The 13,597-nt window shown below is 35.6% G+C and carries 13 protein-coding genes; all 13 read left to right on the top strand.

Annotated features, from left to right (window positions below):
• Nucleotides 1-4 precede the first annotated feature (4 nt).
• Nucleotides 5-1,003, top strand: a complete 999-nt coding sequence (fliM, locus tag ACTNDN_RS05240; RefSeq protein ID WP_031534501.1) for a flagellar motor switch protein FliM — start codon at nt 5-7, stop codon at nt 1,001-1,003.
• Nucleotides 993-2,222, top strand: coding sequence for a flagellar motor switch phosphatase FliY (fliY, locus tag ACTNDN_RS05235; protein ID WP_031534503.1), 1,230 nt, complete (start codon nt 993-995; stop codon nt 2,220-2,222). The genes fliM and fliY overlap by 11 nt, the downstream gene beginning before the upstream one ends.
• 20 nt (nt 2,223-2,242) lie before the next feature.
• Nucleotides 2,243-2,605 carry a response regulator gene (locus ACTNDN_RS05230; RefSeq protein ID WP_031534505.1) on the top strand — a complete coding sequence of 121 codons (363 nt, stop codon included), beginning with the start codon at nt 2,243-2,245 and terminating at the stop codon, nt 2,603-2,605.
• 24 nt (nt 2,606-2,629) lie between these two features.
• Complete coding sequence (locus ACTNDN_RS05225; protein WP_284561336.1) at nt 2,630-3,367, top strand: flagellar biosynthetic protein FliO; 738 nt, start codon at nt 2,630-2,632, stop codon at nt 3,365-3,367.
• Entirely contained in the window at nt 3,360-4,025 is a 666-nt protein-coding gene (fliP, locus tag ACTNDN_RS05220; protein WP_031534508.1) for a flagellar type III secretion system pore protein FliP, read from the top strand. The genes ACTNDN_RS05225 and fliP overlap by 8 nt, the downstream gene beginning before the upstream one ends.
• A 12-nt stretch (nt 4,026-4,037) precedes the next feature.
• Nucleotides 4,038-4,307: a flagellar biosynthesis protein FliQ gene (gene fliQ / locus ACTNDN_RS05215; protein WP_284561335.1), complete on the top strand. Its 270-nt coding sequence runs from the start codon at nt 4,038-4,040 to the stop codon at nt 4,305-4,307.
• A gap of 7 nt (nt 4,308-4,314) precedes the next feature.
• Nucleotides 4,315-5,094 (top strand): flagellar biosynthetic protein FliR, encoded by a 780-nt coding sequence (gene fliR / locus ACTNDN_RS05210; RefSeq protein ID WP_031534512.1) that lies wholly within the window; start codon nt 4,315-4,317, stop codon nt 5,092-5,094.
• Complete coding sequence (gene flhB, locus ACTNDN_RS05205) at nt 5,095-6,174, top strand: flagellar biosynthesis protein FlhB (RefSeq protein ID WP_441130820.1); 1,080 nt, start codon at nt 5,095-5,097, stop codon at nt 6,172-6,174.
• Nucleotides 6,175-6,247: 73 nt separating this feature from the next.
• Complete coding sequence (gene flhA, locus ACTNDN_RS05200) at nt 6,248-8,284, top strand: flagellar biosynthesis protein FlhA (RefSeq protein ID WP_284561333.1); 2,037 nt, start codon at nt 6,248-6,250, stop codon at nt 8,282-8,284.
• A complete protein-coding gene (flhF, locus tag ACTNDN_RS05195; protein ID WP_031534520.1) occupies nt 8,281-9,471 on the top strand; it encodes a flagellar biosynthesis protein FlhF in 1,191 nt (396 codons plus the stop codon). Before flhA ends, flhF begins: the two co-directional genes overlap by 4 nt.
• Nucleotides 9,472-9,473: 2 nt before the next feature.
• The gene (locus ACTNDN_RS05190; RefSeq protein ID WP_031534522.1) at nt 9,474-10,352 is read left to right on the top strand and encodes a MinD/ParA family protein; all 879 of its coding nucleotides are present in this window, start codon (nt 9,474-9,476) and stop codon (nt 10,350-10,352) included.
• 12 nt (nt 10,353-10,364) lie between these two features.
• Entirely contained in the window at nt 10,365-11,474 is a 1,110-nt protein-coding gene (locus ACTNDN_RS05185) for a protein-glutamate methylesterase/protein-glutamine glutaminase (RefSeq protein WP_031534523.1), read from the top strand.
• A 21-nt stretch (nt 11,475-11,495) separates the two neighbouring features.
• The gene (locus ACTNDN_RS05180) at nt 11,496-13,559 is read left to right on the top strand and encodes a chemotaxis protein CheW (protein WP_441130819.1); all 2,064 of its coding nucleotides are present in this window, start codon (nt 11,496-11,498) and stop codon (nt 13,557-13,559) included.
• The last annotated feature ends 38 nt before the right edge of the window (nt 13,560-13,597 follow it).

Here is a 13,597-nt window from a genome sequence, read left to right as displayed (position 1 = left end):
AATTTTGTCAGCTGATATTTTATCCCAAAATGAAATAGATGCCCTTCTTTCTGCACTATCCTCTGGTGAGATGGATGCAGATGAATTGAAGAAAGAGCAGCAGGAAAAAAAGGTTAAGGTCTATGATTTTAAAAGAGCATTAAGATTCTCGAAGGATCAGATTCGAAGTTTAACAAGGATCCATGAAAATTATGCTAGATTATTAACTACCTTTTTCTCTGCACAATTAAGAACATATGTGCAAATTACAGTTACATCAGCAGATCAAATTCCATATGAAGAGTTCATTCGCTCGATTCCTAAAATGACCATTTTAAATGTGTTCGATGTTCCACCACTAGAGGGAAGAATCCTGATGGAAGTGAATCCTAATATAGCCTATGCTATGATGGATCGAATGATGGGTGGGAGAGGCAGCAGTATCAATAAAGTCGAAAATTTGACAGAAATTGAAACAAAAATAATGTCAAATACTTTTGAAAGTGCCTTTGATCACTTTAGGGAGGCAATGGAAGATCTTATAGAAATTGAACCTAGCCTTGCAGAGTTTGAAGTAAATCCACAGTTTTTACAAATGGTTTCTCCAAATGAAACAGTAGTAGTTATTTCGTTAAGTACTACGATTGGTGAAACGAGTGGAATGATTAATATATGTATTCCCCATGTGGTGCTTGAGCCTATCATGCCAAAGCTATCCGGACATTATTGGATGCAGGCAGAGAAAAAGGAAAGATTGCCTGAATTTACATCTCGTCTTGAAGAGAATATTCAGCAGTCGATTGTGCCATTAGTAGCTGAATTAGGTACATCTGATATTTCTATCCAAGATTTTTTAATGTTGGATATTGGTGATGTAATTGAAATGAATCAAACGATACAACAACCCTTAATTATTAAAGTTGGAGATATCCCTAAATTTATTGGACAACCAGGAAAAGTAAATAAAAAAATGGCCGTTCAGATTTTAGGAACTTTAGAGGAGGGGAAGGAAGATGGTGAGTAAGGATATGCTATCACAAGATGAAATTGATGCTCTCTTAAGGGGAGATACTGTAACAAACGAAAGTTCAGAGATGGATGTAGAAAAGTACTTATCGGATATAGAAAAAGATACGTTGGGGGAAATTGGAAATATATCCTTCGGTAGCTCGGCAACAGCTTTATCTACATTATTAAACCAAAAAGTCGATATTACAACACCAAGTGTTAGTGTAATCTCAAAAAATATGTTATCAGACGAATTTCCGCAGCCCTATGTGGGGATTAGAGTCAATTATACAGAAGGATTTACTGGTATGAATTTACTTGTTATTGAACAAGCGGATGCTGCTGTTATTGCTGACTTAATGCTTGGTGGAGATGGGCTTAATGCTAGTAAGGATATGTTAGATGAAATCCAGTTAAGTGCTGTTCAAGAAGCAATGAACCAAATGATGGGTTCTGCAGCTACATCCATGTCCACCATTTTTAGCAAAAAAGTCGATATATCGCCTCCTAGTATTGATATTTTAGATATAAATCATGGAGAAGGAACGGATACGATTCCGGATGAAGATATTTTTGCGAAAATTTCCTTCCGCATCAGGATAGGAAATTTAATAGATTCTAAAATCATGCAATTATTACAGCTTTCTTTTGCGAAAGATTTAGTAGAAGGATTATTAAATCCAGATATTAAAGAAGAAGGCGTTTCAAATATTCCCAAAGTCGATTATAATTCAGTATATGAGCCAAAAGAACCGATGCAAGAGTCACGTGTACAAAGTAATAATCAGCAAGTATCTAACGAAATGCCTAATAATAATAATCAGGTCAATTATGCCAATACAAATGCTAATCAGAACAACGTGAATCATCAGCAACAATATTTTGGCTCAGGTTCTAATACACAAGGTCCGCCACCCAATGTGCAGCCTGCAGGGTTTTCTAGCTTTGAAATGCAACCACAAATGACGACAGAAACAAAAAATCTAGATATGTTGTTAGATATACCTTTACAAGTAACGGTTGAGCTTGGAAGAACAAAAAGATCCGTTAGAGAAATATTAGAGCTGTCCTCAGGTTCCATTATTGAGTTAGACAAGTTAGCCGGAGAACCAGTGGATATTCTTGTAAATAATCGTTTGGTAGCACAAGGGGAAGTAGTGGTAATTGATGAGAATTTCGGTGTTCGTGTAACCGATATTGTTAGTCAAAAGGATCGATTAAAGAATTTAAAATAATTTTGGGGGTATTGAGGAAAATGGCACAAAAAATACTAATTGTTGATGACGCAGCATTTATGCGAATGATGATCAAGGATATTCTATCAAAGAATGGATATGAAATTGTTGGAGAAGCTGCAGATGGTATGCAAGCAATTGAAAAATTTAAGGAAACACAACCAGATTTAGTAACAATGGACATTACCATGCCAGAAATGGATGGGATTACAGCTTTAAAAGAAATTAAAAAGCTAAACCCAAATGCGAAAGTTATTATGTGTTCAGCAATGGGACAACAAGCGATGGTTATTGATGCAATACAGGCGGGTGCGAAGGATTTTATTGTTAAGCCATTTCAAGCAGATCGTGTATTAGAAGCAATCAGTAAAACATTAGGCTAAAAATGAAAATAGAGGGTGCCGAATGTGAATAAAGCATATTTATTAATTCGTTGTTCACTACTCATCATTGTTCTGCTAGGCTTTGGAACGAAAGCCTATGCAGAACAAATTGATAAAAGTGTATATGATATTTTACATAATGAAAAATCAGAAGAGAACAAAAAGCAAGAAGATGCAAATAAAGATACAACAGAAGAAAGTACGAATGCTGAAGATCAAACATCGGATCAGTCTGAATTACTGCTAGATGAATCAGATAGAGAGGAATCAGGTTCCATTGGTGTTACCATTTGGGATTTTATTAAGATGATCTTTGCAACCATATTTGTCATTTTTTTAATGTATTTTATTCTGCGATTTATCAATAAAAGAAATCATGGTTATAAGAACGCGCAAATTATTGAAAATATTGGTGGTACTGGCTTAGGTTCCAATCGATCCATTCAATTAATAAAAGTAGGGAATCGATTACTAATAGTAGGTGTTGGAGATAGTATTCAATTAATTAAAGAGATTGATGATGAACAAGAGTATAAAGAAATTTTAGAAGAATATAATCGGAAATTAGATCAGCTAGTACAACCAAGCGATATTGTGACAAAGGTGAAGAAGATAGTAGCTTCCGGTCATTCTACATCGAAGCCAAAAGACTCTTTTTCTATGCGCTTGTCAAAAGAACTAGAGCGAATATCGAGTGAACGTAAGGAAAAGATGGATGTACTGGAGAAGAAAAAGAAAGGAACGTCTGAAAAAAATGAATGAGTTTATGCAGTTGTTTAGTAACAATGACCCAGGAAATGTTTCAACTTCTGTTCAATTGTTATTATTATTAACCGTCCTTTCTTTAGCACCTAGTATCATCATTTTACTAACTAGTTTTACGAGAATAGTGATTGTTCTTTCCTTTGTCAGAACGGCGCTTGCAACACAGCAAATGCCTCCTAATCAAGTAATTGTTGGGTTAGCTTTGTTTTTAACATTTTTTATTATGGCTCCAACTTTTCAGGAAGTAAACGATAAAGCACTGACCCCTTTATTTAATGAAGAAATTACATTAGAGGAAGCATATGATAACGCAGCATTACCCTTTAAAGAATTTATGAGTAAGCACACGCGTCAGAAAGACTTAGCGCTATTTTTAAATTATTCGAATGCAGAAGCTCCTGAATCAATTGAAGATATTCCCTTAACTACAATGGTTCCTGCTTTTGCAATTAGTGAATTAAAAACAGCCTTTCAAATAGGATTTATGATTTTTATCCCATTTTTAGTCATTGATATGGTTGTTGCAAGTATTCTGATGTCTATGGGGATGATGATGTTACCACCTGTTATGATTTCCTTGCCGTTTAAAATTCTACTTTTCATTATGGTAGATGGTTGGTATCTAGTTGTAAAATCACTGTTAGAAAGTTTTTAAGAAGGTGAAAAAATGTCACAGGAAATGGTTATTTCCATTGCTGAGAAAGGTATAATTACCGTTTTAATTGTCAGTGGTCCATTGTTAATTATTGCTTTAGCAGTTGGACTAATAATCAGTATTTTTCAAGCGACAACACAAATTCAAGAACAGACTTTGGCCTTTGTACCAAAAATCGTAGCTGTTCTTGTTGGGCTTGTTTTCTTTGGATCATGGATGTTAAGTCACATGCTTTCCTATACGAAAGATATATTTTCGAATCTAACAAGGTTTATTGGATAGAAAGATGATGGATGAACTTTTATCAAATTTTCCAGCATTCTTACTTATCGTCGTTCGGGTTACTTCGTTCTTTTTAATGTTGCCTATATTTTCTTATCGGACGATTCCTACATCTTTTAAAGTAGGTTTAGGCTTTTTTTTATCTTTAATTATGTTTTGGGGAATGGATGTGCCAACACTAGCAATTGATTCAACCTACTACTTTCTTATTATGAAAGAAGCCATGGTAGGGATACTAATTGGATTTGTTGCCTATATGTTGTTTGCTGCCATTCAAATCGCAGGTGGTTTTATAGATTTTCAAATGGGATTTGCTATTGCAAATGTCATAGATCCCCAAACAGGTACGCAAAGTCCACTTACTGGTCAATATTTAACCATTATTGCTATGTTCTTTTTGTTAGCATCTAATGGTCACCATTTATTATTAGATGGAATTTTTTATAGCTATCAATATATACCGCTAGACCAGGCTTGGATTCATTTTGGTGATGGGAATTTGGCAGAATTTCTCCTTAAAACATTCAGTTTAATGTTTGTAATTGCCTTTCAAATGTCCATTCCTATTGTCGGGAGCATCTTTCTTGTTGATGTGGGATTAGGAATTGTCGCAAGAACCGTTCCACAATTAAATATCTTTGTTGTTGGGGTTCCCATTAAACTAATTGCAGGCTTAGTCATTCTCTTTATTGTTATAGGGGTACTCATGTCTTCCGTCTCTCATTTATTCTCGTCCATTTTAACAACAATGAGGGGAATAATGAACATATTAGGAGGTGGTGGATAAATGAAACTCCTACGAGTGAATCTACAGTACTTTGCAGGAGAAAAAACAGAAAAAGCTACTCCTAAGAAAAGACAAGATACTAGAAAAAAAGGACAAGTTGCAAAAAGTCAGGACGTTAATACAGCACTTGTTCTTTTAGTTGTATTTGGTGTATTAAGCTTCACAGGTGGATATCTTTTAGATGAATTAATGTCCATTCTCACTTTTACTTTTAGTGATTTTACGAACATTAACACTTCTGTAAATTCTATGCAGGCCTTGTTTTTAGATATTGTGAAGGAAGCTGCACTTCTATTAAGCCCTATTTTAATTGCAGCCCTTATTGGGGGAATAGTAGCTAATTATATGCAAGTTGGTGTTTTGTTCTCGCCCGAAGCAATTAAATTGAAATTAGAAAAAATAAATCCTCTATCAGGATTTAAGAGAATGTTTTCCCTTCGCTCCATTGTTGAGCTCTTAAAGTCTTTGCTTAAAATTACGGTAATCGGCATCGTTGTTTTTTCTGTTCTATGGGGAAAAATGGATGAAATCCTTATTCTTTCCCATAAATCAATCGGTTCTATTGCAGTGACAATTGCTAAATTAACCGTGCAAATGGGACTTTATGCGTCCGTTGCACTGTTAGTAATATCGCTAATGGACTATATGTATCAACGATATGATTATGAAAAAAATATTCGGATGTCAAAGCAAGACATTAAAGATGAATATAAAAACATGGAGGGGGACCCATTATTAAAGTCAAAAATAAAACAAAAGCAAAGAGAAATGGCGATGCACCGAATGATGCAGGATGTGCCTTCTGCAGATGTAGTCATTACTAATCCCACTCATTATGCAATTTGTTTAAAATATGATGAGGAAAAGTATGATGCACCCTATGTTGTTGCCAAGGGAGTAGATTTTATTGCACAAAAAATAAAGCTAGTGGCAAAAGAAAATAATGTTGTGATGGTAGAAAATCGTCCATTAGCACGAGCTATGTATAATCAAGTAGAGATAGGAGATTTAGTGCCTGAAGAATTTTATAAAGCAGTTGCGGAAATTCTTGCTATTGTCTACCAGACGAGAGATAAATAATGCGAGAATTATTAGTAAATGAATTATTGTAAATAATAAGGAATCAAATGTGCGTTTTTAAGGAGCGGAAGAAATGGCAAGGAAAGACTTAATCGTAGTGATAGGAGTAATTCTCATTATTGCAATGTTAATTATTCCATTTCCAACGTGGTTATTAAGTGTTCTTATCTTACTTAATATTACATTGGCGCTACTCATCCTATTATTAACTATGAATATGAGTGAAGCTCTCGAATTCTCTATTTTCCCTTCGCTTTTGCTATTAACAACCCTTTTTCGACTAGGGCTTAATGTATCCACTACTAGATCCATTTTATCTACAGGGGATGCAGGTGGGGTAGTACATACCTTTGGAACCTTTGTTATTGGCGGAAATATTGTTGTTGGGTTAGTGGTCTTTTTAATTCTGGTTATCATTCAATTTGTAGTTATTACGAAAGGTTCAGAGCGTGTATCAGAAGTCGCAGCTCGTTTTACATTAGATGCTATGCCAGGGAAGCAAATGAGTATTGATGCTGATTTAAATGCTGGAATTATTTCCGAGCAAGAAGCAAGACAGCGTCGAGAAAAAGTAAGTAGAGAAGCAGATTTTTACGGTTCTATGGATGGTGCCAGTAAGTTCGTTAAAGGGGATGCCATTGCTGGTATTATTATTGTTTTTATCAACCTGATTTTTGGAATTGTAATTGGAATGACCCAGCTTGGAATGGCAACCGCAGATGCTGCCCAGCACTTTTCTTTACTTTCAGTAGGGGACGGAATTGTCAGCCAAATACCTGCATTATTAATTTCTACTGCAACAGGTATTGTGGTAACAAGAGCTGCTTCTGAAGGTAACCTAGGTTCTGATATTACATCACAGCTAATGGCTTATCCGAAAATGCTGTATGTTGCTGGCGGAACCATTTTTCTCTTAGGATTATTTACACCGATAGATGACTTTTTAACCATTCCTATTGCAGGACTTCTTATCTTTGGTGCCTATTACTTGTCGATAAAGCCAAAGCCTGATTTGGAGCAGATGCAAGAGATGGAGGAAGAAATACAGACAGATGAGTTGAAGAGTCCAGAAAGTGTCGTTAGTTTATTAAATGTGGATCCAATTGAATTTGAGTTTGGATATGGACTGATTCCGCTTGCAGATGCTAATCAAGGTGGAGACCTGTTAGATCGAGTTGTTATGATTAGGAGACAACTAGCAATAGAATTAGGACTGGTAATACCTGTTGTCCGTATAAGAGATAATATTCAATTACAGCCAAATGAATATCGGTTAAAAATAAAAGGGAATGAGAGAGCGCGCGGAGAGCTATTGTTGGATCATTATTTAGCAATGAGTCCAGGGATGGATGATGATGCTATAGAAGGTATTGATACTATTGAGCCATCCTTTGGGCTACCAGCTAAATGGATTACAGAAAGCACAAAGGAACAAGCAGAAATATTTGGATATACAGTAGTAGATCCGCCATCTGTCGTATCGACCCATATTACGGAGGTTATTAAGGCAAATGCTTATGAATTATTAGGCAGACAAGAGACAAAACAATTAGTGGATCATGTGAAGGAAAGCTACCCAATCTTAATTGAAGAAGTGACACCTAGTCCGTTATCTATAGGAGAAATCCAAAAGGTTCTCGCAAAATTGTTAAAAGAAAATGTTTCTATCCGCAATTTGCCAGTGATTTTTGAAACATTAGCAGACTTTGGGAAGATGACATCTGATACAGATTTACTTGTTGAGTATGTAAGACAATCATTAGCTCGTCAAATAACCAATCAATATTCAAATCAAAATGATTCCCTAAAAGTTGTAACTTTATCAGGAAAAGTGGAAAAACTAATAGTGGATAATATACAACAAACAGAACATGGAAACTTTTTGGCACTTGATCCAAGTGTTTCTCAGTCCATTTTAGAAAGCATCGCAGGACAAATTGAGCAACTGTCTGTCATGGAACAGCTACCGATTCTTTTATGCTCACCAGCTGTTCGTATGTATATAAGACAATTGACAGAACGCTATTTTCCACAAGTTCCAGTATTATCGTACAATGAATTAGAAGCAAATGTGGAAGTTCAAAGTGTGGGAGTTGTGAATATCGAATGAAAATACAAAAATATATAGCACGTGATATGCCGGAAGCTATGAAAAGAATTCGAGCTGAATTAGGAAATGATGCCGTTATTCTTCATTCTAAAGTGATTTATACAGGAGGCTTCTTAGGCCTTTTTAAAAAAAGAAACATAGAAGTCCTTGCAGCAATTGATCCAAGTGTTTCGGATGTGCCCGTTCCTCAATATAAACAAATGAAGAAGAACGAGGTGCGGCATCCAATATTAATAAAAGAACAACCACCTAACACAAAATCTTTTGATCAACCTAGTATAGATCAGTCAGTGAATGGGAAAGGGAGTGCTGATTATCCGGATATCGTAAAGCAACTTGATGAAATTAATCAACATGTACAAGCATTTGGAGACTTAAGTAGCAATGTCTCCTTCTCCATCCCTACTCCTATAAAAAAAGTAGTGCACCAATTAGCAAAACATGAAATAGAAAAATCCATTAAAGACAGATTGGTTAAAGAACTTGTGGCTAAATGGTATGCAGCAGGGGAAAATGTACAAGAACCTGATGTTTTTAAATGGGCACAACAGCTTCTATTAACGGAAATTTCCTCCTATTCCTTTGGAGAAATCTCTTTATCCAAAAAATATATTAATGTAATTGGTCCTACCGGTGTAGGAAAGACAACAACTTTAGCAAAAATAGCAGCAAATATAATTTTAAAGCAACAAAAAACGGTAGGCTTTATTACGACAGATACATACAGGATTGGAGCGATTGAACAGCTTAAAACATATGCAACTATTTTGGATGTTCCCCTTGAGGTTTGCTATTCGATGGAAGATTTTGAAAACGCAACAAGGAAATTAGAAAATTGCGATATTATTTTAATTGATACAGCAGGAAGAAATTTTCGAAATAAAAAATATGTTGAAGATTTGATGCAAGTTGTCGATTATAAAAGAGAAATGGAAACATTGCTTGTTCTATCGTTGACGGCAAAGCAGAAAGACTTAGAAGAGATATATCAACAATTTTCAGCAATTGAAATCGACTCATTTATTTTTACAAAATTAGACGAAACGTCTTCTTATGGAGCAATGATCAATTTAATCGTTTCATGCAAAAAGGGTGTTGCCTATATTACGACAGGGCAGAATGTTCCTGACGATATTATCCAAGCAACGCCAATAGAGCTGGTAAATAAAATAATTGAGGTAGATTAAGAATGACAGATCAGGCTTCAATCTTAAGAAAAAAAATCGAGCAATTGAATACAAATCGTAAAAATCAGTCTAATCACAAAACATTAGCCATTATAAGTGGAAAAGGTGGGGTTGGGAAATCAAATTTTTCTCTTAATTTTGCCCTCACGTTACAAAAACGGGGCTACCGTACATTGTTAATTGACATGGATATAGGAATGGGCAATATTGATATTTTAATGGGAACCCAATCTCGTTTTACAATCGTTGATTTTTTTAGAAATAATATCGGCTTTGAGAATATTATTACAAAGGGGTTCGAGGGACTAGATTATATTGCAGGTGGTTCTGGACTTAGTGATTTTGTTAATATCGAGGAGGAGAAGCTTGAAAGTTTCTTTCAGCATTTTCATATGTTGTTAAGCCAATATGATTATATCCTCCTTGATATGGGAGCAGGAATCAGTACGGATTCCTTAAAATTCATATTATCTGTTGATGATTGTATTGTCATCACTACGCCGGAACCGACATCGATAACAGATGCTTATGCAGCGATGAAATTCATTCATACGAGGAACAATACACTTCCATTGTATCTTGTCGTTAATCGTACGATAACGAAAAAAGATGGAGTGGAGACACTCCAAAAGCTTCGTCAAGTAGTGAAACAATTTTTACATCGAGATCTTATTAACCTAGGCTATATTCCAGATGATACAAATGTTGCACAGGCTGTCAGAAAACAAATTCCTTTCGTCTTTTTTAATGAAAAATCAGAAGCATCTAAAGCTTTGCGTGAAATTGCCGATAGATATGGTAAACAACAGTTTACAGAATCTCATCTAGTTAATAGACACTCTTTTGTGTCAAAATTAAAAAGGTTTTTGTTTGAAAGGTAGTTGGGGATTAAAGTGGAGAAAATAAAGGTTCTCGTTATTGACGATTCTGCATTTATGCGGAAGCTAATTACTGATTTTCTTTCTGAAGACACGAGAATAACCGTTATTGGCACCGCTAGAAATGGCGAGGATGGCATTAAAAAAGTCAAGGAATTAGCTCCTGATGTGGTAACTCTTGATGTTGAGATGCCAGTATTAGATGGACTAAGTGCTTTAAAGAGAATGATGGCAGAGCATCCTGTACCAGTTCTAATGCTTTCAAGTATAACGAAGGCGGGAGCGGAAAGTACCATTCAGGCAATGCAGGCAGGTGCAATTGATTTTATTACAAAGCCATCTGGTTCTATTTCTCTAGATTTATATAAAGTAAAGCAGGAATTAATAGAAAAAATAATTTTGGCAAGCAATGTAAAGCGAAAAACATTAATAAATCTCTCTAATGAAGGAAAAAAGACTATTCCTTCACAATCTTCTTATAGTAAAATGGAACCAAGCGAAGAAAAAGAGAAAGTAGTACAAAAGATAGGTTTTTCAGATAAATGGATGAAACCTATGAAAAAAGTAGTGGTTATTGGAACATCGACAGGTGGTCCAAGAGCGTTGCAAAAAGTTTTAACTAGTTTACCAAGTGATATAGAAGCACCGATTTTAGTGGTTCAGCATATGCCAGCAGGATTTACCCGTTCGCTTGCAAATCGCCTTAATACGTTATCGGCGATTACAGTAAAGGAGGCCGAACATGGCGAAATTATCCGTAATGGTGTTGCCTATATCGCGCCAGGTGGTTTGCATTTAAAGGTAAAGACAGCTGGAGGTCATACAGCCATTGTGTTGGACGAAGCAGCACCTCTAAACGGTCATCGGCCATCAGTAGATGTAATGTTTGAGTCTGTTAGCGAATTGAAAGCCTATGCAAAAATTGCAGTTATTATGACTGGTATGGGTTCTGATGGTACAGAGGGTTTAAAGAAATTAGCAAGACAGGGCTATCTAAAAGCTATCGCTGAGTCGCAAGAAACATGTATAGTTTTTGGAATGCCTAAAACAGCTATTGCCACGAATTATATAGATGATATTCAAAAGGTAGATCAAATTGCGGAAACTATTATGAAATATGTATAACGTCAAGGGATGTGAAGCAAGGTGGAAATGAGTCAGTATTTAGAAGTTTTTATTGAAGAGAGTAAAGAACATTTACAAGCATGTAATGAACATCTATTAGAATTGGAAAAGGATCCTGAGAATTTACAAATAGTAAATGAGATTTTCCGTGCAGCCCATACTTTAAAAGGGATGTCGGCGACAATGGGGTATGAGGACTTAGCGAGCCTAACCCATCAAATGGAAAATGTGCTTGATGCAATCAGAAATAAGAAGATTGTTTTTTCTCCTGAAATATTGGATGTCATTTTCTTAGCTGTCGATGATCTTGATGCGATGGTAGAATCAATTGCCAGTGGTGGAGACGGAAAGAGGAATGTAGAGGAAGTTGTTGAAAAGCTTGTTCAAATCGAAAAAGGCGAACCGATAAATCAACTTAAGAAAGCGGAGGTTGAGGTTGCCGCTACTACTATAGAAAAAGCTCCAGCAAGAGAAAATCATTATGATCAATTTGAAACGACCGTATTACAACAATCAGCAGATCAAGGTTTTTTTACTTATGAAATTAATATTACATTGAAAAGCGACTGTTTATTAAAAGCTGCAAGAGTATATATGATTTTTGAAGCTTTAGAATCATTAGGAGAAGTTGTTAAATCGGTGCCACCAGTAGATGAGCTAGAGGAAGAAAAGTTTGATTATGATTTTATGATAACTCTTATATCAAAAGAAGCAGCTAATAAAATAGAAACATCTATCATGAAAGTTTCAGAAGTAGAAAAGGTAGAAGTAAGAGAGTTTTTTGCAACTAGTATATCAGGTAAGCAAGCAGACCAATCTACAACTGAAATGAATGTGGTGGAGGAAGGGCAGGAAGAAAAGAAAAATACTCCTGTTGCAGAAAATGATGCTCCTGCAGAAAATAAGCAGCCAGAGAAACAAACGGCGACTAAAATTTCGAATAAGACCATTCGTGTTAATATTGAGCGTTTAGATATTTTGATGAATCTTTTTGAGGAGCTTGTTATAGACAGAGGAAGATTAGAGCAAATATCTTCTAATCTTAAAGATCAAGAGCTGCATGAAACCGTGGAGAGAATGTCAAGAGTAACAGGAGACCTGCAAAATATTATTTTGAATATGCGAATGGTTCCTGTTGAAACCGTGTTTAATCGTTTCCCAAGAATGGTAAGACAGCTTGCTCGTGATTTAAATAAGAAAATTGACTTGCAAATCATTGGTGCTGAAACTGAACTCGATCGTACGGTTATTGATGAAATTGGCGATCCGTTAGTTCATTTAATCCGCAATGCGCTTGATCATGGAGTGGAAACACCAGAGGTTAGAAGAGCAAATAATAAACATGAAGAAGGGACAGTCGTTCTTCGTGCATATCATAGCGGGAACCATGTTTTTATTGAGCTCGAAGATGATGGAGCAGGGATTAATAAAGAGAAAGTTCTTTCTAAAGCTATTAATAAAGGCATTGTTTCAAAAGAAATAGCTAAGACATTAACGGATTCGCAAATTGCTGAACTTATTTTTGCATCTGGGTTTTCTACCGCAGACCAAATCTCAGATATTTCGGGACGTGGCGTAGGACTTGATGTTGTAAAAAATACAATAGAATCTTTAGGTGGTTCCATCACAATCGAATCAGAAGAAGGAAAAGGATCGCTATTCTCTATTCAATTACCATTAACCCTATCGATTATTTCTGTAATGCTAGTAGAAATTCAAGCTGAAAAGTATGCCATTCCATTGTCATCGATTATTGAGACAGCCATTGTTTATAAAAAGGATGTAATGCATGCCCATAATCAGACAGTCATTGATTTCCGAGGTAAAGTGGTTCCATTATTATTCTTAAAAGATATTTTTGATGTTCCATCAACAAAAGCGGAAAGTGAATATTATTCAGTTGTTATCGTAAGAAAAGGAGAAAAACTCGCAGGTCTTGTTGTGGATGGATTTATCGGACAGCAAGAAGTTGTATTAAAGTCATTAGGTGCTTACCTTTCAAGTGCATATGCAATATCTGGGGCAACCATTTTGGGTGATGGACAAGTAGCACTAATAATGGATTGTAATGCATTAATTAAATAATTCTCTTATAAAAGATGTATGTCTATGTAGCAAACATA

The sequence above is a fragment of the Niallia sp. HCP3S3_B10 genome, from assembly GCF_052064465.1.
GTDB lineage: Bacteria > Bacillota > Bacilli > Bacillales > Cytobacillaceae > Niallia > Niallia hominis.
This window is presented reverse-complemented; position numbering and strand designations above follow the sequence as displayed.

Excerpts from the sequence above, each read along its gene's own strand:
- fliY (WP_031534503.1), top strand. The coding sequence starts at position 993 with ATGGTGAGTAAGGATATGCTATCACAAGATGAAATTGATGCTCTCTTA.
- ACTNDN_RS05230 (WP_031534505.1), top strand. The coding sequence starts at position 2,243 with ATGGCACAAAAAATACTAATTGTTGATGACGCAGCATTTATGCGAATG.
- fliP (WP_031534508.1), top strand. The coding sequence starts at position 3,360 with ATGAATGAGTTTATGCAGTTGTTTAGTAACAATGACCCAGGAAATGTT.
- fliQ (WP_284561335.1), top strand. The coding sequence starts at position 4,038 with ATGTCACAGGAAATGGTTATTTCCATTGCTGAGAAAGGTATAATTACC.
- fliR (WP_031534512.1), top strand. The coding sequence starts at position 4,315 with ATGGATGAACTTTTATCAAATTTTCCAGCATTCTTACTTATCGTCGTT.
- flhB (WP_441130820.1), top strand. The coding sequence starts at position 5,095 with ATGAAACTCCTACGAGTGAATCTACAGTACTTTGCAGGAGAAAAAACA.
- flhA (WP_284561333.1), top strand. The coding sequence starts at position 6,248 with ATGGCAAGGAAAGACTTAATCGTAGTGATAGGAGTAATTCTCATTATT.
- flhF (WP_031534520.1), top strand. The coding sequence starts at position 8,281 with ATGAAAATACAAAAATATATAGCACGTGATATGCCGGAAGCTATGAAA.
- ACTNDN_RS05190 (WP_031534522.1), top strand. The coding sequence starts at position 9,474 with ATGACAGATCAGGCTTCAATCTTAAGAAAAAAAATCGAGCAATTGAAT.